The organism is Chitinispirillales bacterium (assembly GCA_031254455.1).
Lineage (GTDB): Bacteria > Fibrobacterota > Chitinivibrionia > Chitinivibrionales > Chitinivibrionaceae > WRFX01.
In genome coordinates this window covers 1-25,596 of record JAIRUI010000032.1, presented here as the reverse complement: position 1 = coordinate 25,596, position 25,596 = coordinate 1, and the positions used below count along the sequence as shown (strand labels likewise).

Genomic DNA, 25,596 nt, shown 5'->3' with positions numbered 1-25,596 from the left:
AAACGAAGCGATGATTGTTCTATTATCTTCCTATCCGAGTTTATATTCTCAAAATAACCTACAAGCATCAATTTGAAAAATACTACCGGATCTATACTCTTTTGACCTTCTTGACCGTAATACTTCTTAGTCAAATCTCGTAAATATGACAAATCAAGAATGTCGTTTAATTGCCGATAAAAATTGTTGGATGGAACTCGTTGGGATAACTGAAAACTTATAAATAGTTTCTCCTCGTATTCTTTTTTCCCTTGCATTTATACCTCCTATATGTTATTGTTTATAAAAAAATACTAAAAAGAAAGTAGTGAATGCTATCTTTTATAATCCCTCCTCTTTTTACTTGTGCAACAAACACGTATATAATTCTCCTATATTCTATCGAAAAAAATTATAAAGACTTTTTCTGCCTACAACGGACAATTTTTGTTTAATTGAATGTGTGTAAACTCCGTTTTTTTGTTTGCAAAATCAAATACTGTATGCCCATTTCCGAGCAATTTGTATTTGTAAATAAGTAACCCGTCAAGTCCAACCGGTCCGCGCGAATGGATTTTTCCGGTACTTACTCCTACTTCCGCTCCAAAACCAAATTTATACCCGTCGCTAAATCTTGTCGAGCAATTGCCAAACACGCAAGCGGAATCTACAAGCAGCATAAATTTTTTTATATTTTCCAAATTTTCGCTCACAATGCTATCGGTATGTCCGGAGCCGAATTTGTTTATATGTTCAATCGCTTCGCCTAAGTTTTTCACGATTTTTATCGACAAAATATAGTCCAAATATTCACTCGTCCAGTCATTGTTGTTGGCTTTTTTTATGCTGGGAAGTATTTTCATAACATTTTCATCGCCGCGTAATTCTACTTTCCCTGCAAATTCTTTGAGAATTTTCGGTAAAAAATCATTTGCGATATTTTCGTGAACCAAAAGCGTTTCAACGGCGTTGCAAACCGCAACATACTGTGTTTTTGAGTCAAACGTGATTTTCACCGCCTTATCGACATCGGCAAATTCGTCGATATACAGATGACAAATTCCGTCGGAATGTCCGGTCACTGGAATATTCGTGTTGTTTATTATGTATTTCACAAATTCGTTAGAACCGCGCGGAATAAGCAAATCAATATAATCGGACAATTTTAACATCTCCGTTACGTCATCGCGGCTTTCCGCCAAAACAGCCCAGCCGTCAGGAATTCCCGCCTTAATTGAAGCCGAGTAAATTACGTCAAAAAGCGCTTTGTTTATATTTTTAGCTTCACTGCCGCCTTTGAGAATCACCGCGTTTGCGGATTTCAAACACAACGTAGAAATTTGCACTAAAGCGTCCGGACGCGATTCAAAAATAACTCCGATTACGCCAATCGGACAACTCACGCGGTACAAATCTAAGCCGTCCGACAATTGCGTAGCCAAAAGCGTTTTACCGACTGGTTCATCAAGATTTATCAACTGTTCTATTCCGGAAATTACGTCATACAATTTATTTTCATCAAAAACAAGCCGCTTGATAATTGGATTTGGTAAATTGTCGGTACGGGCGTTTTCAACGTCTCTTTTGCCGGCTTCAAAAATCTTTTCTTTTTGATTTTTCAATTCCTGCACAATCGTTCTAAGAGCGTTGTTTTTCATTTCTCCGCTTGCCGCCGAAAGCGTTATTCCCGCTTGTTTGGCGATTTCTGCTTTTTGTGCGATTGTCATAATTCCTCCGAATCTGTACGGTAAAATAATATTTGTAAAACGGCGGACGTTAAAGGAAAATATTACTATTTCTCAAAGCTTATTTCTCCAGAAATAAATTTACGGATTCCGCTTTCCGTCTGCAAAAGCAATTCTCCGGCTTCGCTGACGCCAAAAATCGTTCCTGTGATTCTTTCTTTGCCGTTAATTATAGTTTTTTGTTTGTTTTTATACGCCAATTTATCATTTAATATATCAATAAATTCTTTAAGTCCGTTTTTTCTCAAATTTTGAACATTTTCGATAATATTTTGAACTATTTCTTTTGCCAAATCATCTAAATTAAATATTCTTTTCGTTTCGTCAAAAAGCGAAATAGCGTAAATTTCGTTTTGGTTTTTACGTATGCTGTTGACGTTCAAACCGATTCCTGCGGCGACTTTTACGTTTTCTCCGAAAGAAACTCCTTCCAATAAAATTCCGCATATCTTACGGTTGTTGATTAAAACGTCATTAGCCCATTTTATTTCGGTAGCGACTCCTTCTTTATCCAAAATCTGTGCGACCGAAACTCCGACAATCTGTGTCAAATTCGGTAAAAAAGGCGAAATTTCTTTGTCAATCGTAATAAGAACTGACATCGCAATATCGTTACCTTTTTCACAAAACCAAGTTCGCCCAAATCGTCCGCGTCCGCCTGTCTGTTCTTCTGCGCGAAGCGTATACCAGTCGGGTAATTCGTCGATTTTTTCTTTTACAAACGAATTTGTCGATGCGATTTTTTCGATAAAGTTATAATTCACTGATTTGCGCTTTCGCTGAATTTTCATCAAACATGATTGTTATTTTTTGTCCAATCGACAAATTTTTTGCACTTTTTATAATTTTCCCGCTTTCATTTTTAATAAACACAAAGCCTTTTTGTAACGGAAGTCTTGGGTTTAGCGCATTCAAAATTCGCTCGTAATTAGTTATTTTTTCCTTTTTGTGTTCAAAAAAATTCTTGAAATTATTGCACAATCTTTGCAGTAATTCGTCTAATATCTGTTCATAATTACGAATCTCTGAAAATTTTTTCTTAAAAGCCTTTTGAAGCCGCGTATTCAATTCCTCAAACGAATTTCGTATTTCAAAACTTGCACGGCAGATCATTTCGGCCGCTGCGGTTGGAGTCGGTGCGTAAAGGTCGGCTGCAAAGTCGCAAAACGATTTATCTATTTCATGTCCCACGGCGCTTATTACAGGAATTTTTGAGTTTGTGACCGTTCGTACAAGTTTTTCGTCGTTAAATGCCGATAAATCTTCCGCAGAACCGCCTCCGCGACCGATTATCACAACATCGACATTGACAATTTTATTGATATTTTCCAACGCTTCGGCAAGCGATTTAGCCGCATCTTTTCCTTGTACCAAACTGGAAGCAAGAACTACATCAATTTGCGGCGCATGTTCCGTCATAATTTTCAGAATATCGTAGAAAGCGGCTCCATTTTTTGCCGTGATAACGCCGATTTTGCGGATATTTTGCGGTAATTTCCGTTTTCTTTCAACGTTAAACAACCCTTCGTCGCAAAGTTTTTGCTTTAATTCTCCGATTTTTGTAAAATTCATGCCGACTCCGTTTTCAAAAAATCTGTGAATATCTAATTGGTAGTAACCGCCCGCCTGATAAACTTTGATTTCTGCAAAAGCGGTAATTTGCATTCCATCCTCAATGTTTTGCGGGATAAAAGCCTGTTTATCTTTCCAAATTACTGCAGAGATTCTGCTGTATTCGTCTTTCAGGGTTAAGTAGGAATGTCCGGAAGGCGCTCTTTTGAAACCGCTAATTTCTCCTTCAATACAGACAAATAGATTTTCTTTTTGTAAAATTTCGCTTATTCCGCTGTTTATTTCGCTGATAGAATACGGCTTTTCTCGGGTAAACGGCGTTTGAAAAACAAAATCTTCGCCGAAAAAATAATTTTCATTCATAGTTTTTTGCCGTTTCGGCAATTTCTTTCATAATTTTTATGCCGTTTTTTTTGGAAAGCATATTTCCCGTTACCAAAATATCTGCACCGAAGGAAAATTTCTGCTTTGCGGTTTCGCTGTCATTTATTCCGCCGCCGACGATAAGGGGAATTGAAACGGATTTTTTAACAGCCGAAATCATTTCGTTCGGAACCGGAATTTTTGCTCCGCTGCCGGCTTCTAAATAAAGCATTTTCATCCCTAAAAATTGAGCCGCCAAAGCATGTGCAGCCGCAATATTAGACTTTTCTCTTGGAATTGGGTGCGTGTTACTCATAAATTCTACCGAGGTTACGGTTCCTGATTCAATAAGCATATATCCCATAGGAATCGGTTCGATTTTGTTTCTTGCAATTTGAACTGCGCCTTTGACCTGTTGTCCGATTAAAAAATCGGGATTTCTACCGGAAATTAGCGACATAAAAAGAATAGCATCGGCGTTTTTTGCAATTTGCGAGGAGTCGCCGGGAAATAAAATTATCGGTATCAATGATTTTTCTTTGATTTTTGCTACAAAAATTTCAAGCGAATCAGTATGGATTAACGAACCGCCGACCAGAACCGCGTCAACACCGCAGTTTTGTGCAATTTCCACTAAGTCTGCCGCTGAATTCTGTGAAAAATCATCCGGATCAAGTAAAATCCAATATTGCTTTTTTTTGTTTAGAAATTTTTGCAAAATTGTTTTATATACATCGTTTCCCATAATTTTTTATTCCGAACTTTTTTTCGATAAAGAATCATTTACCATGTTTTTAAACGTTTGGCACGGCTTCATAGTTATGTCTTTTCTTGCCGAAATTTTAATTTTCTCTCCTGTAATCATATTTCTTGCCGTACGCGGCATCCTTTTGGTAACGCTAAATGTCCCAAATCCGCGTAATTCGACTGTGTTTTCAGCAATAAGCGTATCGCTCAACGATTCAATCAGCGCATTTATTACGATTTTTGCATCAATTGCCGTAAGCCCAGTTTCTTTAGCAACCGCCATTCCTAAATCTATTTTTTTTACCGATGGCATAAAAACTCCTTTTTCCTATAGGCAAAAAATATTTTTAATTGTTGTTAATATAATTTTTTTCGTAGAAAGATTGCAAATGAATGTCGTAAATATCTCTGGTAAAACAAAAATCGCCGGAATTGTAGGAAATCCGATTTCGCATTCTTTGTCGCCAAAAATTCATAATTATCTTTTTGAAAAATTTGAAATTGACGCGGCTTATGTTCCGTTTCAAATTAAAAACGAGAAAGATTTGAAAAGTTTTGTAGAGACGTTTCGTTCGGCAAATTTCTTGGGTTGCAACATTACGGTTCCATATAAAAGTTCTATTTTTCCGTTTATTGATGAAATGGATGAGGTTTCCCAAATTACCGATACTGCGAATACCTTGTTTTGGAAAGACGGCAAACTTTGGGCTGATACTACGGATTTTTGGGGCTTTATGGAAGCGTTGAATCGCGATGATTTTCATTTGACGAAGAAAAATGCCGTATTTTTGGGAAATGGCGGAATTGCTAGAACATTGGCGGTACTTTCGGCGTTTAGAAATTATCCCCAGAGTATTACGCTCGTTGGCAGAAATGTAGAAAAGTTAGAAAAACTTTCAAACGAAATTGTTCAAAAGGCAAAAATAGACGTTTCGTACTTTTTATTTGAAAACGCAAAAGAAGCGATTGGGAATGCGGACATTATAATAAATTGCACTTCTGTCGGAATGCATCCGCTTGTTAATGAGTCTTTGCTTGATATTTCGTTAGTGAATCGCAAAACATATCTTTTCGACACAATTTATAACCCGCTTGAAACTAAATTTTTAAGAGATGGGAAAGCGAACGGAAACCGAACGCAGAATGGGCTTTACATGCTTATATATCAGGCGCTCGCTTCGTTTTATTTTTGGACAAAAAAAGACTTGACACATGATAATAATTTGGTTTTGGAATTGGAAAAATTACTTTTAAAGGAGTTTGATAAATGAAAAATGTTTTTATTGTTTTTTTACTTGCAACATTGATTTTTGCTCAGGAAAATCCGGTTTTTGTCCCCGAAGAAATGACGGATGATGCGTATTTTTCGGATGAAAGCGAAATTAACACAGCCGAGTTGGGTTTGTTTGAGATTGACGGAAATATTGGAGATGGATCCATACTTCAAAATTTAGTTTCTACGGGAAGCCAATCGGAAATCTTATTCTCAATTAATAATATTTCAAAGACAATAATATGTGATTTCCCTGTAGATTTCGAAGAAGAAAAAGTAATTGAAATAGTTTCAGTTTACGGTTTGTCAATTATGGAAATGTTAACAGCTTTTTCTCAAAAATCCATTAATATTCCGACGGACAAACTTCCTAAAGGAATATATATTATAAGAATTCTATCGAAAGAGACTCAAAAATCTATTTTGAGTAAGGCGTTTGTCGTAGGATAGAATGCTAATTTCAATCGGGGTTTGGTGCGCAAATAAAGAACAAGTTTGCTTTCTGGATTCGTGCGGAATAATATACAAAAAGATTGAAAATGAAAATGACGTTTGTAGCTTTTCGCATGTGTTTTTGTTTAAAAAAATACCGCATAACAAATTCAAAAAAGGGCAGACAATTATTGATTGCCGTGAAAATTCTTTCAAAACATTTGTTAAAACCATAATGTTGCCTGATGAACAAATTGATGTTTTTTCTTTTTGCAATATCACAAAAAACGAACGTTTCGGCGGACTGTTTTATATTAAAATAGTGGATGGAATAACATTTGCACTTTGTTCGATTCCAATGAAGATAATTTCACAATCTTTTGTGATAAACAAAGGGTTCCATTTTTTTGGAGAAAAATTTCCCGCCGAAGAAATTCCTTTGCGGGATAACGGCGGACTACAACGGCTTTTTTTGTCGGCTATGATTTATCTGTTCAATTCGCAAAATATTCCATTTGTTATAAAAAGTTTTTCTCCGGTTTCCGGTAAAATCCCGTTCATGTTCAGAATCGACACCGATTTTACCGACAAGAAAACAATAGAAAATTATCGCAAAAATATAAAGTCGGATTTTGTTTTTACGTGGTTTGTTCATTGTAATGTTTTTGAAAATTCCCTTGAATTTTTTAATACAAGCCCAAACGATGAAATCGCTTTGCATTGTTTTTCTCACAAGGTGAAACCTACAAACGAAAATTTACGAAAAGGGATAAATTTACTCAAAAATTTCGGTAAGAATTCACTCGGTTATGCCGCACCATACGGAGTACGAAACGAAACGGCGGATGTTTTTCTGAAAAAAAATTTTTGCTTTGAATATTCGTCGGATTTTTCTTTTTCGTCGGATTCTCTTCCGTTTTTCGTCGAAAAAACTGGACTTTGGCAAATTCCTGTTTTTCCGCTGTGCATCGGTAGTTTCAACGGTTTAAATTATTATGAAGATAGCGTAATTGAAGTTTTTGAGCGGTACTTTGAGCGTCAAGCAAAATACGAAATTCCGTTTATTTTATATGACCATCCGAATCACAATAAGTTCAATCTGTTGAATAAAATTTTTGAAAAAGCAATCGAATATCCGATTTTACCTATGACTTTTATTGATTATTGCCGATTTTTACGGAAACGACAAACCGCCGAAATTGAAATAAATATTGATAGTTCGGGGAAAATCGTTTCTAATTCCGATTTTCCTTTGACGATATTTTATTCTAATGAAAAGAAACAATCAAAATTTGTACCTATGAAAAAAATAAGCCGCTTCTCTATACGGCTTATTAAAAATACGATTATCAATCATACAAGAAGAAAAAAACACGACAAATAAAATTTACGACAAATTTTGTTGCGTTTGTTTTATATAGTCGGATATTTTATTATCTTTTCCTTCAAATTTCTTCAGCAGTTTTTTAGTATGTTCTTCGTCTAATTCTATTTTAGTCGCTTTAGTAATTTTTTTGTCTATCCCAAGAGATTTAAGCGCTGACGGATTAAGTATATATGCATCTTCTTCCGACAGGAATACGGCGTCGTTTTCACCTTTTTCGTTAACACTTGACTTCAACGCGTAACACAATTTCTCAGAGAAACACGAATTTTTTTGCAGGTATCTTAAATGTAATTTTTGTACATCGGCGATACTTCCTATTTTATAAAAACCCGTTACCATAATTTTATCTTTAAATTTTTCGTTACGTCCTTGGTATTTTGTCATAAAAAATACATATCCGTATTTATTTTTAACGAAATTGGCGCGGTGTCTGCTTGAACTGCAACTATACAGCCCATATGTTGCGGATTCGTAATTAGGATCGTCATCCACATTTTTACTTGTTGTAGTTCTAATCGGAAGCAATGCCGTCTCATTACTATCGTAATAGACTATAACGCCTATTTCTTTATGCCTATAACCCTGCCAAGAGATGTTTGATATTCCGCTGATACTCATTGATTCCTCCTCCAAATGTAATACAAAAAAAACGAGCCGGTAAAACTTATTTTCTGGCTCATTAAGAAAATTTTATAAATGATCGTTGTAAATATAGTTTATACAACGTTGAAATGTCAAGTATAATAATATGGAACTACCGTTACGTGAGTAAAATTGCCAACCCCGCCTTAGTTAAACGAAAAAATTTCTAAATATAATAAGTATGACATATATCTATACCTTGTTATATTTTGTGTAAAATTGTATATAGTTATCAGAATTAATTCCAAATTAAACAAACGGGGCGCAGAGAGATTTGTGCCTCGTTTTTGTTTTGCGGCATAAATTATTTTAACGGCGAAGTTTGTTTCTTACAGAGGAAATTTATGAGTATTTGGAAAATTCTTGCACTGATTTTCGGTTCAAAGCAAGATAGAGATATGAAAAAACTGCGTCCTATATTGGCGGCGGTTAATGAAAAATGGGAAATAGTAAAAAAATTATCGGACGAAGAATTAAAAAATAAAACGCAGGAGTTTCGCGAAAGATTGACGAAAGGCGAAACGCTTGACGACATTCTCCCTGAAGCTTATTCAGTCGTTCGTGAAGCGACCTACAGGGTTTTGGGAGAAAGAAAAATTGTAAAAAACGCGGCAAACGGTAATGATATTCCTTATATGGCGCATTTTGACGTGCAAATTTTAGCGGCGATTGCGCTTCATCAGGGAAATATAGCCGAAATGAAAACAGGTGAAGGGAAAACGCAAGTCGCGCCGGTTGCGGCGTATCTTAACGCTCTTTCGCAAAAAGGCGTTCATATCATTACGGTCAACGATTATTTGGCAAAACGCGACTCGGAATGGATGGGCAATATATTTAGCTTTTTGGGAATGAGTGTCGGATGTTTGGACAAAACCGAGCCGTCAACGCAAGAACGCCGCGACGCTTATAACTGCGATATTACATACGGAACAAACAATGAATTCGGCTTTGATTATCTTCGCGACAATATGGCGATTCATTATTCACATTGCGTTCAACGCGAACTGAATTACGCGATTATCGATGAAGTAGATAACATTTTGATTGACGAGGCAAGAACTCCGCTTATTATTTCGGGAGCGGCGGATGTCGATAATAAAGAATACGAAGAATTACAGCCGCTTGTACGAAAACTTGTCGAGGCGCAGCGCAAACTTATGAGTGAAAATTTCAAGAAATTAAAGGAAAAAATTGCAAAAGAAGAATTTGACGAAGAATTAGGACTTTTGATGCTCGTAGCAAAGCGCGGAGAACCGAAAAATCAAGTTTATCTTGACGGAATGAAAAACACCGCTATTGCAAAAGTTACACGTTCAGTCGAACAGGAATACCTTATAGAAAAGAAACTTCACGAAATTGACGAAAAACTTTATTTTTCTATAGAAGAAAACAACCATTCCGCCGAAATGAGCGAAAAGGGACGGGAACTTATCGGCGGAAATAATAAAAACTTTTTCGTTGTGACGGATTTGGCGGTAATTATCGGTGAGATAAATAGCAATCCGAATTTGTCGTTGGAAGAAAAAAACGAATTTCGTGAAAAAGCGCATGTCGAATTTTCAGACCGCTCCGAAAGAATTCATTGTGTAAATCAACTGCTTAAAGCGTTTGCGCTTTACGAAAAAGACGTTAATTACGTAGTTCAAGACGGACAGGTTTTGATTGTCGATGAATTTACGGGGCGAATTTTACCCGGAAGAAGATGGTCGGACGGACTTCATCAGGCGGTAGAAGCGAAAGAAGGCGTTAAAGTCGCCGGTGAAAGTCAAACGCTTGCGACGATTACTTTTCAAAATTTCTTTAAGATGTATAATAAAATTGCCGGAATGACGGGAACTGCGGCTACGGAAGCAAAAGAATTTGCCGATATTTATAAACTTGACGTAATTCAAATTCCAACGAACCGTGAAGTTGCAAGAATTGACGCCGACGACGAAATTTACAAAACGCAGAAAGAAAAATATGAAGCGGTTGTAAAGGAAATTCGCAAAATTCAAGAAAAAGGCGCACCGGTTTTGGTAGGAACGGTTTCAATCGAAAAATCGGAATATTTGAGCAGAATGCTGGAAAAAAACGGAATAAGACACGAGGTTTTGAATGCGAAAAATCATGCACGGGAGGCGTCGATTATAGCGCAGGCTGGGAAAAAAGGCGCAGTTACCATCGCTACTAATATGGCTGGGCGCGGAACGGATATAAAGTTAGGCGGTAATTTTGAGGCGATGGCGAAAGACAAACTTCGTATGGACGGTGAAGATCCGGAAACATTTTCAAACGAAGATATGCTTGCAAGATATCCTGAACTTGCCGAAGAAATCGCAAATGAACAGGACGAAGTTTTGCAGTTCGGCGGTTTGTACGTTTTGGGCACCGAAAGACATGAGAGCAGACGAATCGACAATCAGTTGCGCGGACGTTCCGGACGACAAGGAGATCCGGGTTTATCCAAATTTTATTTGTCGCTTGACGATGATTTGATGAGGATTTTCGGTTCGGATAGAATGGCGGGAATACTTGATAAAATAGGTGTAAGCGAGGGTGAAACTATTTCGCATCCTATGCTTACGGGCGCGATAGGAAACGCACAACGGAAAGTTGAAGGACGTAATTTTGAAATTCGAAAGCACCTGAAAGAGTATGACGATGTGATGAATTTCCAAAGAAGTGAAATTTACGGACTTCGCAAACAAATTCTTTTCGGAAACGACATTACCAAAGAGATACAAGACCAATTTGCAATGGCGCTGGAGGACGTGATTCTCAAGAATTGCGATAATAAAGATAGAAATTTGTGGAATATTACCGAACTTGAACTTCAAATCGCCAGTATTTTCGGGGTGATAATCGACAAAGAAAAATATAATTTTAACAATATTTCAATCGAAGAATTATTTGACGGACTTTGGGCGGAAGTTAAAACGATTTACGAAAACAAAGAAAGCCGTGTAGGCGCACAGCATCTTCGCGAACTTGAAAGGCGGGTACTGCTTGCATCAATCGACGATTTGTGGAAAAATCATTTGTACGAAATGGATCATCTCAAACAGTCGGCGCACTATGCGAGTTTTGGGCAGAAAAATCCGCTTTTTGAATATCAGAAAGAAGGGTTAAAATTGTTTGAGACGCTTAGGGCGAATATTGCGAAAAAAACTGCTAATTTGCTTTATCGTCTGGAGATGGCAGGAAATATTCCGCAAAGAAGACAGCAGCGTGTCGTTGAAATTCACGCTAACGCCGGGCAGGCAATGCAAAACGTTTCACAGCGTGCAAAACCGACGCCGCCGCAAATGCAGCAAATTCGACAGTTCCCAAAAGTAGGACGTAACGATTTATGTCCTTGCGGCAGCGGAAAAAAATACAAGAAATGTCACGGGAGCGAATTATAAATGCAAAAGCGCCCGCTTTTTATTACGTTTGAGGGAATTGACGGCGCCGGAAAAAGTACGCAAATAAACAAACTTTGCGCTTATCTCAAAAAAAACAAGATTGAATTTGTTTCAACGCGAGAACCGGGCGGATGTGAAATGTCCGAAAAAATACGTGAAATCATACTTTCCGAAAAATCGGATTTAGGTGCGTCCGGTGAGCTGTTTTTGTATTTTGCTGCACGGGCTGAGCATATCCGTCAGGTGATAAAACCGGCTTTGGATGACGAGAAATGGGTAATTTGTGACAGGTTTGCCGATTCTACTTTTGCGTATCAGGGGGCGGGAAGAGGACTTGACATAGCAAAAATGAAAGAAATAAATTCGTTTGCAACTCAAAATATCAACCCGAATTTGACGATTTTACTCGATATCTCGGTAAAAGTTTCTTTTGAAAGAAGAAAGTCCAGAGGCATATCGACTGACAGGTTGGAGAAAAACGACAAATTTTTTTTTGAAAATGTACGCGAATATTTTCTCAAATTATCGCAAGACGAAGCGAAACGTTTTTTGGTGATTGACGCAACTCTGAGTGAAGATGAAATACACAAAAAAATCATTGGTAAAATAAATTTGTAAAATATTTTGTTTCTATGGCTCGTGAAAAAAGTATTTTATCGGGATAATTTCAATTTTGTGTTGTTTTTAGGAGAAAGTATGAAAAATAAAAAGACATATTCGGGAATATTCTCCGGACTTTTTATAATTGCGATAATCGTCGGAGTCGCGTTTGACAATTTGTTCGCGAAATCGGAAAAAAAATCAGATAACGAATCATATTATGAATGGACTTCGGTTTTTGACCGTGTCGCGCAAAGGGTTCATTTCGGATACGTGGAAGAAGTGGACGATTCTCTTTTCGTTCGCAAAGCTATTGAAGGCGGGCTGAGTATTTTAGACCCGCATACGACATTTTTCGACCCTAAAGATTACGAAGATTTGATGGTTCATACCGAAGGAAAATTCGGCGGTGTGGGAATGCAAATTTCTATTCGCGACAATGTTTTGACGGTTATGACGCCTATGGAAGGAACTCCGGCGGAAAGAGCGGGCATTCATTCGGGAGACAAAATTCTTAGAATAGATGGAAAATCGACGAAAGGAATTTCGTCCGACAAAGCGGCTTCCAAAATAAAAGGCAATCCGGGAACAAAAGTTACGCTTACCATTCAAAGAGACGGCGAAGAACCGGTAAATTATGAAATTGAGCGAGCGGTAATAAATCTTAAATCTGTTCCATACGCAGGGTTTCTTAACGACAGTGTCGGATACGTTCGCTTAAATTCGTTTTCGCAGACGGCGGCGAGAGAAGTGGCTCAAAAACTTGACTCGCTTCGCGCAAAAGGGATGAAATCGCTGATTTTGGATTTACGTTCAAATCCGGGCGGGCTGTTGAATCAAGCGGGCGAGATTTCGGAGCTTTTTCTGAAAAAAGGCAGTTTGGTCGTTTTCACTAAAGGGCGCGGCGATGAAAAAGAACAAAAATTTTACACCAGAAGAGACCCTCACATTCCTTCAAATATGCCGCTCATTGTACTTGTAAATAAGGCGTCGGCGTCGGCGTCGGAAATTGTTGCGGGTGCGGTTCAGGACTTGGATAGAGGGCTTGTTTTGGGCGATACGACTTTCGGAAAAGGTTCGGTTCAAAGTGTTTTCCCGATTGACGCTACACGTCATATGAAGATGACCACGGCATTTTATTACACGCCGTCGGGCAGATGCATAAATCGTCCTGAAAATCAGGTAAGAGGGAATTCGGACGACGATTTTGATTCGGAAGAATTGGATGAAGCGGAAAAAGTGCTTGCCGGCGAAATAATTGGGGAAGCGATGGAATCAAAAACTAAGGATTCGCTTGTCGCGGATACTTCAGTATATTTTACTCAAAACGGGCGAAGGGTTTACGGCGGCGGCGGAATTATTCCCGACACGATTGTGAAAATCGCTCCTCATCCGTATATTGTCCAAAAATTATACTTGAAAGATACTTTTTTTAAGTTCGCGAACTACTACTATCCGATTCTTGAAAAGCAGAAAATTACGATTGATACGAATTTTATGATAAGCGATAAAATTATCGGCGATTTTTACGCATATTTAGATTCTACAAAGCAAGATTACGACACATTTGCCGACAGAAAATACCGTGATTTCAAGGTATATTTGGGGCTTGTAAAAGATACTGCGGTAGATACTACATCGCTGAATTATCTCAAAATTTCGTTGAAAGATTCGGTAAAGGTTGAAGAGTTAATTTCTCAATTGGATAAAATAATGAAAGAAAACCGCGACGAATTGTTGAAGTCGGAAAAAGCGTTGATAGAACGTCAACTGCAAAACGCATTTTTAGTGCGGGAGTTTGGGCAGGAAAACGGCTTTGTGCAACGATTCAAATTAAAAGATGACGAACAATTAGCAACCGCTCTGAATATTTTGAAGGACAAAAAAAAATATAGTTCGCTTTTGAGTAACAAAGAAGAAAATAACAAAAAAAAATAAGGAGTAATTTTATGCTTACATGGATGAGAAAATGGGCGCCCGTGATAATGCTTATTGCGCTTATAGGATTTCTTATGACAATATTTATCGATTGGGGAATGGGCGTTGAAACGGTTACCGGAAAAAAAGGCAGAACTGTTGGAAAAATCGGGAATAATTTTGTCGGTATTCAAGAATTTTCACAAATGCTTGAAATGGAGCGTCAAAATCGCAGGTATCAAGGGCAGACCGCAAACGAAGACGGAACTTTGCCTATGCAGGTTTGGGACGCTTACGTAAGTGAAGTGATTACCGACAAAATAATAAAAGATATGGAACTTGAAGCTACGGTTGAAGAAATTTATTCATATTTGAAAGATAATCCGCCGCCGGCGTTTACCCAAAGCGAATATTTTCATACGGACGGACAATTTGATAAAGAAAAATATATTGCGTTCATAAATACGCCGTCAAGTTATGATAATCCTTCGGTTCAACAGATAGAACAGTACATCCGCAATGTAATGGTCCCAATAAACAAACTTAATACTTTGATTGAAAGCGGAAATAATCCGTCTTATTCCGAAATAGAATACGAATACAAAGCGCAAAAAGAAAAAGTTTCTTTTGAATATATAAATATTCATCCGTATTCCATTGATTTGCTTTCTGAAAGTTTGTCCGATGAAAAACTTAAAAATTATTATGCAGCTCACATTTCCGACTACAAAACAGCAGAAAAAGCGACGGTTTATTTTGTTCGATTCCCTAAAAATATAACTCAAAGAGACGAGGAATTGATAGCAAACGAACTTCGGGATATAAAATCAAATATTTTGGCGGGAATCACGTCGTTCGACGAAGAAGCGCGCATCGGTTCTGACGATTTGGGCAGCGCAAAAAACGGCGGCGAATTGGGATGGTTTAAGAAAGGTCAAATGGTAAAAGAGTTTGATAATGTCGCGTTTTCTACTCCATCCGGCGAAATTTCCGAGCCGTTTAAGTCAAATTACGGGTTTCACATTATAGCAGTTGACAGTGTAAAAATCGATGCGGATACCGTAACTGAGGTTAAAGCGAAACATATTTTAAAATACATTATCGCCGGGGTAGAGACGCTTGACAGTATTGAGACGCTTGTGTCAAAAGTCCGTTCTTTTGCTGAAGATGAAAATATGCTTTCCGCCGCAAAAGAATTTTCTGTAGATGTTGATTCAACTCCGCCGTTTGGCAGAGGAGAAAATCCGGCTGGAGTCGGATATATTGCAAATTTAGGCTTTTTTGTTTTTGATAAAGACGCGAAACCGGGTGATGTTTCTGAGATTTTGGAAACCGAAAACGCATTTTTCGTATTAGAACTCAAAGAAAAAATTGCAAAGGGAAATTTACCGTTTGAGCACGTGAAAACAAAAATCAGGAGTATTGTCGAGGATTCGTTGCGCATAAATAATGCGAAAGATTATCTAGTAGAAATTACCGAAAAAATAAAAGAAACGTCGTTTGAAGAATTTGCGGAAGGCGATGAAAAACTTCGCGCAGGAAAAGCGGAATTGACGACGAGAAAACAGTTTGTTTCCGGCGTCGGCTACAATAACGAAGTACTCGCAGCCGCGTTTGCGTTGCCTGAAAATACCATATCAAAACCGATCGTTTCGGATAACGGTGTTTATATTGTTAGGACTACGGCAAAAGAACTTGTAAGTGAATTGCCGAAAGATGCGCCGGAATTTACGGTAATAAGCAACCAAATTAAATCGGAGTTTGCTCGAAACGCTTATCAAGATTGGTTTAACGCTAATAAAAAGCAGTTAAAAGTCAGCGAAAACGTGCGCGATTTTTATTATTGATTAAAGAGTAATGTGCTTAATTTTGACAATTACTGTGAATAAAAAACGTTAGGAAGGTTTAAGCATATTATCAATGATTATGTCCAATAGTTCGCTAAAATTTCCGCCTTCGGCTGCAAACGACTTTGGGATGAGAGAGGTGGAAGTCATTCCCGGCAATGTGTTTATTTCTAAAACGTAAGCGACGGAGTCCTGCACGATAATATCTGTGCGGGAATATCCTCTGCATTCCAAGACTTTATGGACGGATATGGCGGTTTTTTGAATCAATTCGATAATCTCTTTGTCGTGTGGCGGCGGACAAATTTCTTCTGATTCTCCAAGATATTTCGCGTTGTAATCAAAGAAACCGGCGCTGTTTTTCGGTTTTATATATATTGGAGAAAGTACACGTAATTCGCCTTTTATTTCAATTACGGGACACGAGAACTCATCGCCTTTTACATTTGATTCAACTAAAATCGAATTACAGTTTTTGCTTATATCTTTGATTGCCGAACGTAAATCCTGCTCGTTTTCAACTTTTGACATAAGTTTGCTCGACCCTGATTGCGGAGCTTTGACAAAAAGAGGAAAGCGATGTTTTGCAAGAATTTCTTTAATTTCGTTTTCGCTGTCGCCTTTTCTGAAAATTGAATACGGCGGTGTTGTTATACCGCTTGCTTCAAAAATTTTTTTTGCAAATATTTTGTTCATACCGACAGCGCTGGAGAGCACTCCACAGCCCGTATATTTCACTCCGATTGTGTCCAAATATCCTTGGAAAACGCCGTCTTCGCCAAATTCGCCGTGCAGAGCCAAAAATGCGCCGCTCACGTTTTCCCATATCAGCATGGAATTGCAAGGCTTGTAGCCGCCTCTGAAAAACGGCGAAGTTTCGGCATTGTTTATGTCTTCCTGTGTGATTTGTATCGTGTTTTGCGCGAACCGAAATTCTTTGTTTTTTGAAATGACGAGCGCCGAAACGGAATATTTATTTTTATCCAAATTTGACAATATCTGAAATCCGGTTTTCAGTGAAATTTCATGTTCAGCCGATGGGCCTCCCATAACAACGACGATTTTTTTCTTTTCCATAAAACGAGCTTCCTTATATTTTGTACAAAATACTATTTTTCTTGAAAAATGACGGAGCAAAAATAAAAATGCGCGATATTTCCTGTGAAATTATAACTAACGCGGTAGAGAAAATGTGCGCCGAAGCGGCGTACAACCTTCCCCAAGACGTTTATTGCGCTTTGAAAAAAGCGCAATATGACGAGGATTCGAATTTGGCGAAGTCAATTCTTTTGCAGTGTGTTAAAAATGCGGATATTGCAAAAACGGAAAAAAAACCGATTTGTCAGGATACTGGGTTTGCAGTCTTTTTTGTAGAGATAGGCAGCAATGTAAGAATTATCGGCGAGAATGACATAGAAGAGGCGATACAGAAAGGAGTTAGAAGCGGATACGACAATTATTATCTGCGAAAATCAATCGTTGAGGATCCACTTTTTGGTAGAAAAAACACAAACGACAACACTCCGGCTATAATTCATTATAATTTTGTAAAAGGTGAAAGTATCAGAATAATCTTTGCGCCGAAGGGCGGCGGAAGTGAAAATGTGAGCGCACTGAAAATGATGAAACCTTCCAACCGCGGGGATGATATTGTCGGTTTTGTCGTTAAAACCGTTATGGCGGCCGAAGGCGATCCTTGTCCTCCGGTAATTGTGGGAGTAGGAATAGGCGGCAATGCGGAAAAATGTCTTGAAACAGCCAAAAAAGCGTTGCTTCGTCCCGTCGGGGAAAATCATCCCGTAAAATTTTACAGTGAAATGGAAAAAAAAATACTCGCCGAAATCAACAAAAGCGGAATAGGAGCGCAAGGGCTTGGCGGAAGAATAACGGCGTTGGCGGTTCACATTGAAACGTTTCCTACGCATATAGCTTGTTTGCCGGTTGCAATAACAATAAATTGCCACGTTGCACGGCACTGTGAAATTTTGTTGTGAAAAGAATAGATTTTCTTTTTTATGATATTTCTTAAAAGTATTAAAAAGGAATATATTAGCAAAAACAAAATGAGTTTGGCATGCATAATTTTAATTCGGTTTTTGTGAAATTTATAGGTGCGCAGATAGTATATTACAGCCGAAAAATTGGAATTTATGAGTTAACGGTTAAAATACGTTATTAAACTTTAATTTTATAAAGAGAAATGAAGGGGTTTTTGTATGTGGAACAAACAAAGTATTTTGAAAGTATTTACGACGGTGATTGTTGTCGTTATTGCGGTGTTTGGGCAGGGGAATGATATAACGCTAGAGTTTAATGACACAAACTTTAAGTCGGCGATATGTCAATATCTTGAAGGAAAGACGGAGATACATGAAAACGACGTAGATACTATAACCGAACTTGATTTGCGGGACAAGAACATATATTCCCTTGCCGGTATAGAATATTTTTCCTCATTAGAGAAATTGGATTGTTCCGTAAATAATTTAACTGAACTTGACTTGTCTAATAATACCGCGTTAAAGGAGTTGAATTGCGGCGGCAACAAATTAACTAATTTGAACGTGTGGAATGATACTAATTTGACGCATTTGCATTGCCACGACAATAAACAACTTGTCGAACTTAGTGTGTCGAGTAATAAGAATCTGAAAGTTTTGACTTGTTATGGAGATAGTTTGAATGGAATTTATTTGGATAGTAATACCTCGCTGAGGATGTTGGATTGTTCCAATAATAATTTAACTGAACTTGACTTGTCTAATAATACCGCGTTAGAGTGGTTGAAGTGCGACGGCAACGAATTGGATTCGCTTGATCTTCAGATGTGTGATTCGCTTGATACATTGTATTGCCGTAACAACAAACTGACTACGCTGGATATATCAAATAGTCTTGCTTTAGTAACGTTGGATTGTTCCAATAATAACTTAACTACGCTTGACGTGTCGAAAAATACGGCGTTTAAGTCGTTTACTTGCAATAACAACCGACTGACGACATTGGATGTGTCTAACTGTACCGCGTTGGAATTGTTTAAATGTTCCGGTAACAAATTAACAACTCTTAAATTTGCAAAAGATACGCCGGAAAGCGGAAACGCTCTACGCGAAACTATTAGTGTGTCTAGTGTGTCAGAACTTATAAATCTCAGAATGCTTGATGCGAGTAATAATGAGCTCACGGCGCTTAGCGTTGCCGGACTTATTAATCTTATGGAACTTAACGCAAGCAATAATAATCTTGCGGAGATAGACGTATCCGGTGATACGGCGCTTGTTTCTCTCAATCTGCGCGACAATGAACTCCCGACGCTTAGCGTATCAGACCTTGTAAACCTCAAAACTCTTGACTTAGGAAATAATAAACTTAGTACGCTTAGTGTTGCCGGACTTATTAATCTCATAACTCTTGACGTGAGCGGTAATAGCATAGCAAGCGAAGACGACATTATCGGCTTGCACGATTTAACTTTGGACAAAGGCGGGTTTATTTTCGGGGAACAGAATACGCCGATTCACAAATCGGCAAATAAACGTGAAATAATTATTTCATTTGCAGGTGTAAGAAACGGACAGATAAATTTTAATCTGAAAGCGGGCGACTATACTGTCGAACTTTACAACGTTCAAGGGCGTTTGATAAATAAAGTAAACATAAATGCGATTAACGGCTTGAACGCTACGGGTTTGAAAACCCAAAATCTTGCTAAAGGAATGTTTATTCTGAATGTGAAGCAGGCGGGAGCATCGGTGTTGAAGCAAAAGTTTATGATTTAATTAGGAAAAAAGAATTGGTTCCGTTCAACAAATACAAAACAAAAGGAGGAATTGTTTATGACTATTACGTATCAACAAACAGAAAAGATGTTGAAAGGAAATCTGCCGTTTTCACAGTTGGGGTTTTCTTTGTTGGTAACACGGCACAAGAAACTTTACGCACAAACGCCTACGTCAAAAATAGTGGACGATTGTGTTAATGAAATTAACGCTTTCTTGGCAAAATACGGTACAATCGTGGCAAAAGATTTTGCTCTTATTCAGAAACTCTAAACAGGAGAGGAAGAGTTTATGTTAAAAACATTTAATGAAGTATCAGAAATGATTGAATCCGGCAAATTACTTCACATTGCCGCGACGGAAGCGCTTATTCGCAAGTTGCCAAAAGGCAAATGGGTAGGCGGTTCAACAGAATATTTTATGGCGGAAGGCGGTGGAAAAGTTACAGGAGAATTCTTATTTGTAACGGAATTTCCGTATAAAAATTTCTCTATAAAAACGTACGACGTATCAAACGTAAAAAATGTGACTCAAGACGCTTTTGAAAACGGTTTTTCTATATTGCTGATACCATTTGACAGCGCAATACATAAAGAATACGCTCAAAACGCCGCAAATTTTGACGGTATGTTTGTCAAAAATATTGTCGGCTGGATTACCGGATTGAATTTGGGGATAGACGGACAAACGCCGATAGCGGTTGACGGATTGTCGCGATCTGCGCTTACAGACAAAGCGGTCGCTTTGCATTTGGAAGTTCCGCAGAACAAAATGGTTAGCGTAAATATTGTTAATATATTCACGCAAGACGAAAATTCTCCTGTTATTGAATTTAAAGAAGAAGGTTTTTCCGTAAAAAACTGTTTTATAAACGGGAAAGAAACTATACTTGCAAAATATATTGAAGAGAACGGAATCGACACAAAGCTTCCTATTGTCGGCGATTATTCCGGTAATGGAGTAAATGTATCTTTCAAGTCAATTGAAAACGGTGTTGTTAATTTATACGCGCCTGTTTTTAGTGGAATACAATACAAAATTGCTAACAAAATATCAAACTATGAGAAAGTCTTTAACGAGCGGTTATTTGCGTTAAAAGGAACGGAATCGCTGTTTTCGTGCAACTGTATTTTGAATTTCCTTTACGGCGAACTTGAAGGTAAGCATATTGATGCATTTGCAGGACCGATAACTTTCGGTGAAATAGCATATCAACTTGTAAATCAAACATTGGTGTATGTTACAGTGAGTTAAAAACGGTAAAGAGAGCGTAAATCTGATTTGCGCTTTCTTTGATAATATTTACAAGCTTCCGCTTCGTTCGTTATTAATACTTTTTTCTATTTCTTCAAGTAAATCGTTTCCGGCGAGAGAAAGCGTGTATTCAAATCGTTTGTCGAACGCGGATATTATAACCGAAAATCTCACTTCGGTTTTGGGGAACTTCCATTGTGCGTATGATTGAGTTGTTATTTGTTTATAATATTCCGACGGATTATATCGTAAATTCCACCGTTCTTTTGCAAGATAATTATCCAAATTTGTAAAACATGAACGAGGATCAAGCCCTTTAAATGTCGGTTCTTTTTTACCGTATTTTTGTGCAAGAAGCGCATAAATATCGGCGACAAAATTTAACGTAGTCGCTCTTATATCGTTGTAATATTTATCTACGGAAATGAAAACATTGTAGTTAAAATCATAGTTTTTGAATCTGTTAAAATTAAAATCTATTACCGCCTGAAAAAATTTGTCGTCGTAAAAATATAATTCGGTTTTTGCCGGGTAACCTGCAACGGAATCCGTTAATTGATATCTTGCAATGTTTAACGAAACAGGAAAATTTTGTTTTGAATTGGTAATTTGCGTGAGATTTTTACCGGACGGCAACGCCTCTCTTACTTGTGCGACCGAACTTCCCCACGAAATATTTCGATAACCGTCGGGAGTTTGAGCAAAACACGAAGCAATTATAAACAATAAATAAAAAAGTATTTTTCTCATGTATATTCCGTACCGCTAATTAGGACAGGCAAATATCTTTTTACCTGTCCTAATAAAAAAATTTACTGAAAATATTTATCGCCGACGATTGCTGGCGCATTTTCATCGCCGGATTTGGAATAGAAAGATAATTTTTTAATTTTTTCTTTATTGAAATCGCCTTTGAAAATAAGTTTTCCTTTAATATCGAATTTCTGATCAAGAACTTTTTTTTCAAATTCAACTTCGCTTGCTTGTATTTCTTTTCCGTCTGTCGTAACAAGTTTGAACATGCTTGCTTTTGGTTTTATCGCGTTGTATGAATTGTTGTAAAAAGAAACATCCAAATAGGTTTTGCCTTTTATTGATTTTACTGTAGGGACTGCGATCAATACTCCGTCGGAATTAATATCGTTGAAAAGCGTAGTGTCGATATATTCGGTAATTGCAGCTTCATATGCGTTCAATGACGGAATCAATTCTTTTCTTGTCATACTCAAAATCTTTTTCGCTTCGGAATTTTTTGGATCGAATTGCAAGGTCGCTTTTGCATAATATTCGGCGCGAATGTAATCCAAAGGATCTTTTGTTTTTTTTGCTTGTTCTACAAATCCTTTTGAACTTTCCAATTGAAATTTTGCATATTCGGATTTCGTTTCCGTTTCGACCGCATCAGTGATTGTTTTATCGGCGGCAAACGCTTTAGCGTTTTTCAATTCTTCAATGCAATGTGAAATATCGTCGTTATCGCGGTAATTGTTTGCAACGGAGATAAGCCATTGAGCGTAGCGGTTTTTGTTCCCATCCGAAATTCCGTCCTGTTTTATTAACGTTTCAATGTCTTTTCTCAAAATTTTCACCGCCGGATCACTTGCAGAAGTTGTTTCGCCGAAAATAAATTCAATTCTGGCTATTGACGAATTAAGATATTTATTGACGAGTTTAAATGTTGCTTTTGCGCCTGCCGCGGTATATGCTTCCTTGTAACGTAGATACGCCTCTTTTTGTTTCATAAGACGCCCAGATTCTTCCTTCGCTTTCTGCGCTTCGTTCCACGCCTTGTCTCCTTTACTTTCCAAACCGCATCCTGTAAGAATAATCATTGACAACGCGATAACTGCAATAGCATACTTTTTCATAATTTCTTTCCTTTCACCGCACGGGCGTAAATTATTTTAATTGAAAATCATCGGAGTATAAAATATGTTTTTGGATTGTGAAGAAGCAATAGCAAAATTAATTGTAATTAAATTGCAAAATTTGGGATATGAAGCATATTACGCCGGAGGGTTTGTTCGCGACATGCTTTTAGGTTTTCCTGCGGGTAATTCGCCGGATATTGATATTGCTACTTCTGCGCGTCCGGAAGAAATTGTAGAATTATTTAATAATACTAAAGAAGTCGGAATATCGTTCGGCGTTGTTTTGGTTATAGAGCGCGGAATTGCATTTGACGTAGCGACTTTCAGGAATGACGGGCAGTATGTTAACGGAAGATGTCCTCAAAGCGTTTCGTTTTCATCCGCCCAAGAAGATGCGCATCGCCGCGATTTTACGATAAATGGAATGTTTTATAATCCTGTTGACAAAACCGTGATAGATTTTGTGGGTGGACAGGATGATTTGAATAAAGGGATTATAAGAACTATAGGAAATGCAAAAAAAAGATTTTCGGAAGATTATTTACGGATGCTGCGTGCGGTAAGATTTTCGTCGCGTTTTGATTTTGAGATAGAAGTGGATACGTTTAATGCAGTAAAATGTTTGTCGAAAAATATCGCAAAAATTTCGGCGGAGAGAATTTACAAAGAACTTACGTTGTCTTTTTGCAGCGCACCTGCAAAAACTATGGATATTCTTGATAAAACCGGATTATTGGATGTACTGCTTCCGGAAATAAGCGTTTTACACGGGGTTGAACAACCGCCGGAATTCCATCCCGAAGGAGATTGTTATATCCATACTCTAAAATCAATGAAGTACATAGAAGATTTGGTAAAAAAATTTATTTGCAACAAAGATTCGCTTAGAGAAGATCAAAAAAATGTACTTTCGGACAGTTATAAAAGAGCGGTTTTGGTATGGAGCGTTTTACTTCACGACATTGGAAAACCGGCGACAATGACAATAGAAGATAGGATAAGGTTTAATCGCCACGATGAAAAAAGCGCTGAAATGGCGCAAATAGTTGCAAAAAGATTTAAAATGCCGTCAGCCGAAACAAAAGATGTCGTTTCTTGCGTTGCAAACCACATGAAATTTATGTTTGTGCAGAAAATGAAATCCGGTAAATTGAAAACGTTTATTTCACGGAAAACGATGGATATTGAGATTATTTTGCACGAAGCGGATTGTTTCTCAAGTCACGGAATGATGGATAATGCGGAATTCTTGTTAAAAAAAATAGACGAAATACCGCCCGAAGAGATAAAACCAAAACCGATTGTATGCGGAAATGATTTGCTTGACATGGGATTTGTACAGGGAATAAAACTGGGCGACGTATTGAAGGATATTTATGAGAAACAATTGGATAATTATTTTCAGTCGAGAGAAGACGCTCTTATTTACGCTCAAAAACAACTTTCGGTTTAATGAGGTTCTATGTTTAATTTTAAGCGGGAAGAAAATGAAAATCAAGAATTTATTTTTCCGGATAATTTATCAAGAATCGCCTTATTATCGTTTTACATAATTTTGATTGCCTTAGGTTTTTTATTTTATAAATTTGTTATTTTGACGGAAATAGAAAGAGTGAAATTGTTGGATTTTGCTGTTCGATATCAAATTATGGGAACTTGGATAAATTTAATACTCGGTTTCTTTTTTATTCCGTCGATAATTATGATGGTTTTTGGAATAAAAATTATATGCGAAAAACGTTATCCGTCTCTTGGCGCAAGAGTCGCGGTAAAAACAAGAATAATTCGCGGCAAAAAAGCGGTTCGGCTTGGAATAGGATATTTGGTCTTTGGATCCACAGCCGTATTTTTACTTTCGCTTTCCATTATAACTACCGGTATTATAAGAAAAAGTTTTGTTGAAAATCCTTTTAAGTGGGTGTCAAAAAGTTCATGGGAAAAGGCGGGTTTACAAAGACCTAAGTTTTGATTTTTAGTAAATTAAAATAATTTAACATTGCTGTGTTGGGGAAAAATATTTTCCACTTGAAGTTTTGTGAGGGTATTGTGTATAGATTTGATCTTATTGAAAAATATTTTGTCGGACAAAAAGAATCGGGTATTCCGAACGACATCGTTTTGGATGAAAAATTTAATTTTTACATCCAAAACGCGCCGATTAAAAAAAGTGTTGAAAAAATGAAAATCGAAAATATTGTTTCACAGGAAAAAACGGTCTTTATGGCGGACGAAACAAAAACCGAAGTTTTGCGAAAAGATTTTGAATATGGCGAACAAAAAGTCGGCGCAGAATACGATAAACGGGAAGAGTTGGCAAAATTATATTATAGGTGTTCAAATTGTGTCGCCTGTTCTTTGGCTAAAACGAGAAAGAAATTTGTTTTTGGCGCTGGAACTGCTTTTACCGATATTATGGTAATCGGCGAGGCGCCCGGCGAGCAAGAAGATTTACAAGGTAAACCGTTTGTAGGAGCGGCCGGAGAATTGCTTACGAAAATGCTTGCGGCGATTCATATTGAGAGAAAGGATATTTTTATCGCAAATATTCTTAAATGTCGTCCGCCTATGAACAGAACCCCAAATCAACCGGAAGTGGCTGCTTGTATCCCGATTCTTAAAAAGCAGATTGAAATAATAAAACCCAAAGCTTTACTGTTGCTTGGTAAAACGGCGGCAAACAACGTTTTGCAAAATGATAAATCGGTCGGCTCTCTTAGGGGAATCGTTCATTATTTTGACGGCATTCCGGCAATAGTATCATATCATCCGTCTGCGTTGCTTAGAGAAGAAAAAAAAAAAAAA

At 37.5% G+C, this 25,596-nt stretch carries 24 protein-coding genes; 14 read left to right on the top strand and 10 right to left on the bottom strand.

The annotated features are described in order from the left end of the window. The 6 genes from LBH98_02355 to LBH98_02330 form a co-directional block, all read right to left on the bottom strand. The coding region (locus LBH98_02355) for a transposase (GenBank protein ID MDR0303599.1) at positions 1–257 on the bottom strand (257 nt) is incomplete at its 3' end. Positions 258–410: 153 nt separating this feature from the next. Continuing rightward, positions 411–1,706 carry a glutamate-5-semialdehyde dehydrogenase gene (locus LBH98_02350; protein MDR0303598.1) on the bottom strand — a complete coding sequence of 432 codons (1,296 nt, stop codon included), beginning with the start codon at positions 1,704–1,706 and terminating at the stop codon, positions 411–413. A gap of 65 nt (positions 1,707–1,771) precedes the next feature. After that, complete coding sequence (locus LBH98_02345; GenBank protein MDR0303597.1) at positions 1,772–2,488, bottom strand: biotin--[acetyl-CoA-carboxylase] ligase; 717 nt, start codon at positions 2,486–2,488, stop codon at positions 1,772–1,774. Beyond that, the gene (gene xseA, locus LBH98_02340) at positions 2,478–3,659 is read right to left on the bottom strand and encodes an exodeoxyribonuclease VII large subunit (protein MDR0303596.1); all 1,182 of its coding nucleotides are present in this window, start codon (positions 3,657–3,659) and stop codon (positions 2,478–2,480) included. The genes LBH98_02345 and xseA overlap by 11 nt, the downstream gene beginning before the upstream one ends. Further along, the gene (locus tag LBH98_02335; GenBank protein MDR0303595.1) at positions 3,652–4,404 is read right to left on the bottom strand and encodes a geranylgeranylglyceryl/heptaprenylglyceryl phosphate synthase; all 753 of its coding nucleotides are present in this window, start codon (positions 4,402–4,404) and stop codon (positions 3,652–3,654) included. The genes xseA and LBH98_02335 overlap by 8 nt, the downstream gene beginning before the upstream one ends. 6 nt (positions 4,405–4,410) lie before the next feature. Further along, positions 4,411–4,719: an HU family DNA-binding protein gene (locus LBH98_02330; GenBank protein MDR0303594.1), complete on the bottom strand. Its 309-nt coding sequence runs from the start codon at positions 4,717–4,719 to the stop codon at positions 4,411–4,413. A gap of 76 nt (positions 4,720–4,795) precedes the next feature. Between LBH98_02330 and aroE the strand changes: the two genes are divergently transcribed. From aroE to LBH98_02315, 3 genes are read left to right on the top strand one after another with little or no spacing between them, the layout of a single operon-like run. Beyond that, positions 4,796–5,677, top strand: a complete 882-nt coding sequence (aroE, locus tag LBH98_02325; protein ID MDR0303593.1) for a shikimate dehydrogenase — start codon at positions 4,796–4,798, stop codon at positions 5,675–5,677. Beyond that, on the top strand, positions 5,674–6,129 hold the full coding sequence (locus tag LBH98_02320) for a T9SS type A sorting domain-containing protein (GenBank protein ID MDR0303592.1): 456 nt from the start codon (positions 5,674–5,676) through the stop codon (positions 6,127–6,129). The genes aroE and LBH98_02320 overlap by 4 nt, the downstream gene beginning before the upstream one ends. A gap of 1 nt (position 6,130) precedes the next feature. Then, on the top strand, positions 6,131–7,495 hold the full coding sequence (locus LBH98_02315; protein MDR0303591.1) for a hypothetical protein: 1,365 nt from the start codon (positions 6,131–6,133) through the stop codon (positions 7,493–7,495). Between the two features lie 3 nt (positions 7,496–7,498). Here the strand turns inward: LBH98_02315 and LBH98_02310 are convergent, their stop codons facing one another. After that, positions 7,499–8,116: a hypothetical protein gene (locus tag LBH98_02310; GenBank protein MDR0303590.1), complete on the bottom strand. Its 618-nt coding sequence runs from the start codon at positions 8,114–8,116 to the stop codon at positions 7,499–7,501. A 368-nt stretch (positions 8,117–8,484) separates the two neighbouring features. Between LBH98_02310 and secA the strand changes: the two genes are divergently transcribed. The 4 genes from secA (at position 8,485) to LBH98_02290 (ending at position 15,890) form a co-directional block, all read left to right on the top strand. Continuing rightward, positions 8,485–11,526 (top strand): preprotein translocase subunit SecA, encoded by a 3,042-nt coding sequence (gene secA / locus LBH98_02305; protein ID MDR0303589.1) that lies wholly within the window; start codon positions 8,485–8,487, stop codon positions 11,524–11,526. Beyond that, a complete protein-coding gene (tmk, locus tag LBH98_02300; protein MDR0303588.1) occupies positions 11,527–12,144 on the top strand; it encodes a dTMP kinase in 618 nt (205 codons plus the stop codon). A 78-nt stretch (positions 12,145–12,222) separates the two neighbouring features. Further along, positions 12,223–14,064, top strand: a complete 1,842-nt coding sequence (locus LBH98_02295; GenBank protein MDR0303587.1) for a S41 family peptidase — start codon at positions 12,223–12,225, stop codon at positions 14,062–14,064. 11 nt (positions 14,065–14,075) lie between these two features. Further along, positions 14,076–15,890: a peptidylprolyl isomerase gene (locus LBH98_02290; GenBank protein ID MDR0303586.1), complete on the top strand. Its 1,815-nt coding sequence runs from the start codon at positions 14,076–14,078 to the stop codon at positions 15,888–15,890. Positions 15,891–15,938: 48 nt separating this feature from the next. Here LBH98_02290 and LBH98_02285 read toward each other — a convergent pair whose 3' ends face one another. After that, a complete protein-coding gene (locus tag LBH98_02285; protein MDR0303585.1) occupies positions 15,939–16,967 on the bottom strand; it encodes a D-alanine--D-alanine ligase in 1,029 nt (342 codons plus the stop codon). Positions 16,968–17,035: 68 nt separating this feature from the next. Here LBH98_02285 and LBH98_02280 point away from each other — a divergent pair, with 68 nt between their 5' ends. The 4 genes from LBH98_02280 (at position 17,036) to LBH98_02265 (ending at position 20,923) form a co-directional block, all read left to right on the top strand. Beyond that, positions 17,036–17,884, top strand: coding sequence for a fumarate hydratase (locus LBH98_02280; GenBank protein MDR0303584.1), 849 nt, complete (start codon positions 17,036–17,038; stop codon positions 17,882–17,884). A gap of 222 nt (positions 17,885–18,106) precedes the next feature. Next, complete coding sequence (locus tag LBH98_02275) at positions 18,107–19,669, top strand: T9SS type A sorting domain-containing protein (GenBank protein MDR0303583.1); 1,563 nt, start codon at positions 18,107–18,109, stop codon at positions 19,667–19,669. Between the two features lie 57 nt (positions 19,670–19,726). Continuing rightward, positions 19,727–19,942, top strand: a complete 216-nt coding sequence (locus tag LBH98_02270; protein MDR0303582.1) for a hypothetical protein — start codon at positions 19,727–19,729, stop codon at positions 19,940–19,942. 18 nt (positions 19,943–19,960) lie between these two features. Further along, complete coding sequence (locus tag LBH98_02265; protein ID MDR0303581.1) at positions 19,961–20,923, top strand: hypothetical protein; 963 nt, start codon at positions 19,961–19,963, stop codon at positions 20,921–20,923. Between the two features lie 48 nt (positions 20,924–20,971). Here LBH98_02265 and LBH98_02260 read toward each other — a convergent pair whose 3' ends face one another. After that, positions 20,972–21,673 (bottom strand): hypothetical protein, encoded by a 702-nt coding sequence (locus tag LBH98_02260; protein MDR0303580.1) that lies wholly within the window; start codon positions 21,671–21,673, stop codon positions 20,972–20,974. A gap of 62 nt (positions 21,674–21,735) precedes the next feature. After that, entirely contained in the window at positions 21,736–22,791 is a 1,056-nt protein-coding gene (locus tag LBH98_02255) for a hypothetical protein (protein MDR0303579.1), read from the bottom strand. Positions 22,792–22,855: 64 nt separating this feature from the next. Between LBH98_02255 and LBH98_02250 the strand changes: the two genes are divergently transcribed. The 3 genes from LBH98_02250 to LBH98_02240 form a co-directional block, all read left to right on the top strand. Continuing rightward, positions 22,856–24,247: an HD domain-containing protein gene (locus tag LBH98_02250; protein ID MDR0303578.1), complete on the top strand. Its 1,392-nt coding sequence runs from the start codon at positions 22,856–22,858 to the stop codon at positions 24,245–24,247. 9 nt (positions 24,248–24,256) lie between these two features. Further along, positions 24,257–24,763 (top strand): hypothetical protein, encoded by a 507-nt coding sequence (locus LBH98_02245; protein ID MDR0303577.1) that lies wholly within the window; start codon positions 24,257–24,259, stop codon positions 24,761–24,763. Positions 24,764–24,840: 77 nt separating this feature from the next. Continuing rightward, the coding region (locus tag LBH98_02240; protein ID MDR0303576.1) for a uracil-DNA glycosylase at positions 24,841–25,596 on the top strand (756 nt) is incomplete at its 3' end.

What these genes read in the sequence shown, in the direction of transcription:
- LBH98_02350 (MDR0303598.1), bottom strand. Translation starts at nt 1,706, where the DNA reads ATGACAATCGCACAAAAAGCAGAAATCGCCAAACAAGCGGGAATAACG.
- xseA (MDR0303596.1), bottom strand. Translation starts at nt 3,659, where the DNA reads ATGAATGAAAATTATTTTTTCGGCGAAGATTTTGTTTTTCAAACGCCG.
- LBH98_02335 (MDR0303595.1), bottom strand. Translation starts at nt 4,404, where the DNA reads ATGGGAAACGATGTATATAAAACAATTTTGCAAAAATTTCTAAACAAA.
- LBH98_02330 (MDR0303594.1), bottom strand. Translation starts at nt 4,719, where the DNA reads ATGCCATCGGTAAAAAAAATAGATTTAGGAATGGCGGTTGCTAAAGAA.
- aroE (MDR0303593.1), top strand. Translation starts at nt 4,796, where the DNA reads ATGAATGTCGTAAATATCTCTGGTAAAACAAAAATCGCCGGAATTGTA.
- LBH98_02320 (MDR0303592.1), top strand. Translation starts at nt 5,674, where the DNA reads ATGAAAAATGTTTTTATTGTTTTTTTACTTGCAACATTGATTTTTGCT.
- LBH98_02315 (MDR0303591.1), top strand. Translation starts at nt 6,131, where the DNA reads ATGCTAATTTCAATCGGGGTTTGGTGCGCAAATAAAGAACAAGTTTGC.
- LBH98_02310 (MDR0303590.1), bottom strand. Translation starts at nt 8,116, where the DNA reads ATGAGTATCAGCGGAATATCAAACATCTCTTGGCAGGGTTATAGGCAT.
- secA (MDR0303589.1), top strand. Translation starts at nt 8,485, where the DNA reads ATGAGTATTTGGAAAATTCTTGCACTGATTTTCGGTTCAAAGCAAGAT.
- tmk (MDR0303588.1), top strand. Translation starts at nt 11,527, where the DNA reads ATGCAAAAGCGCCCGCTTTTTATTACGTTTGAGGGAATTGACGGCGCC.
- LBH98_02295 (MDR0303587.1), top strand. Translation starts at nt 12,223, where the DNA reads ATGAAAAATAAAAAGACATATTCGGGAATATTCTCCGGACTTTTTATA.
- LBH98_02290 (MDR0303586.1), top strand. Translation starts at nt 14,076, where the DNA reads ATGCTTACATGGATGAGAAAATGGGCGCCCGTGATAATGCTTATTGCG.
- LBH98_02285 (MDR0303585.1), bottom strand. Translation starts at nt 16,967, where the DNA reads ATGGAAAAGAAAAAAATCGTCGTTGTTATGGGAGGCCCATCGGCTGAA.
- LBH98_02280 (MDR0303584.1), top strand. Translation starts at nt 17,036, where the DNA reads ATGCGCGATATTTCCTGTGAAATTATAACTAACGCGGTAGAGAAAATG.
- LBH98_02275 (MDR0303583.1), top strand. Translation starts at nt 18,107, where the DNA reads ATGTGGAACAAACAAAGTATTTTGAAAGTATTTACGACGGTGATTGTT.
- LBH98_02270 (MDR0303582.1), top strand. Translation starts at nt 19,727, where the DNA reads ATGACTATTACGTATCAACAAACAGAAAAGATGTTGAAAGGAAATCTG.
- LBH98_02265 (MDR0303581.1), top strand. Translation starts at nt 19,961, where the DNA reads ATGTTAAAAACATTTAATGAAGTATCAGAAATGATTGAATCCGGCAAA.
- LBH98_02260 (MDR0303580.1), bottom strand. Translation starts at nt 21,673, where the DNA reads ATGAGAAAAATACTTTTTTATTTATTGTTTATAATTGCTTCGTGTTTT.
- LBH98_02255 (MDR0303579.1), bottom strand. Translation starts at nt 22,791, where the DNA reads ATGAAAAAGTATGCTATTGCAGTTATCGCGTTGTCAATGATTATTCTT.
- LBH98_02250 (MDR0303578.1), top strand. Translation starts at nt 22,856, where the DNA reads ATGTTTTTGGATTGTGAAGAAGCAATAGCAAAATTAATTGTAATTAAA.
- LBH98_02245 (MDR0303577.1), top strand. Translation starts at nt 24,257, where the DNA reads ATGTTTAATTTTAAGCGGGAAGAAAATGAAAATCAAGAATTTATTTTT.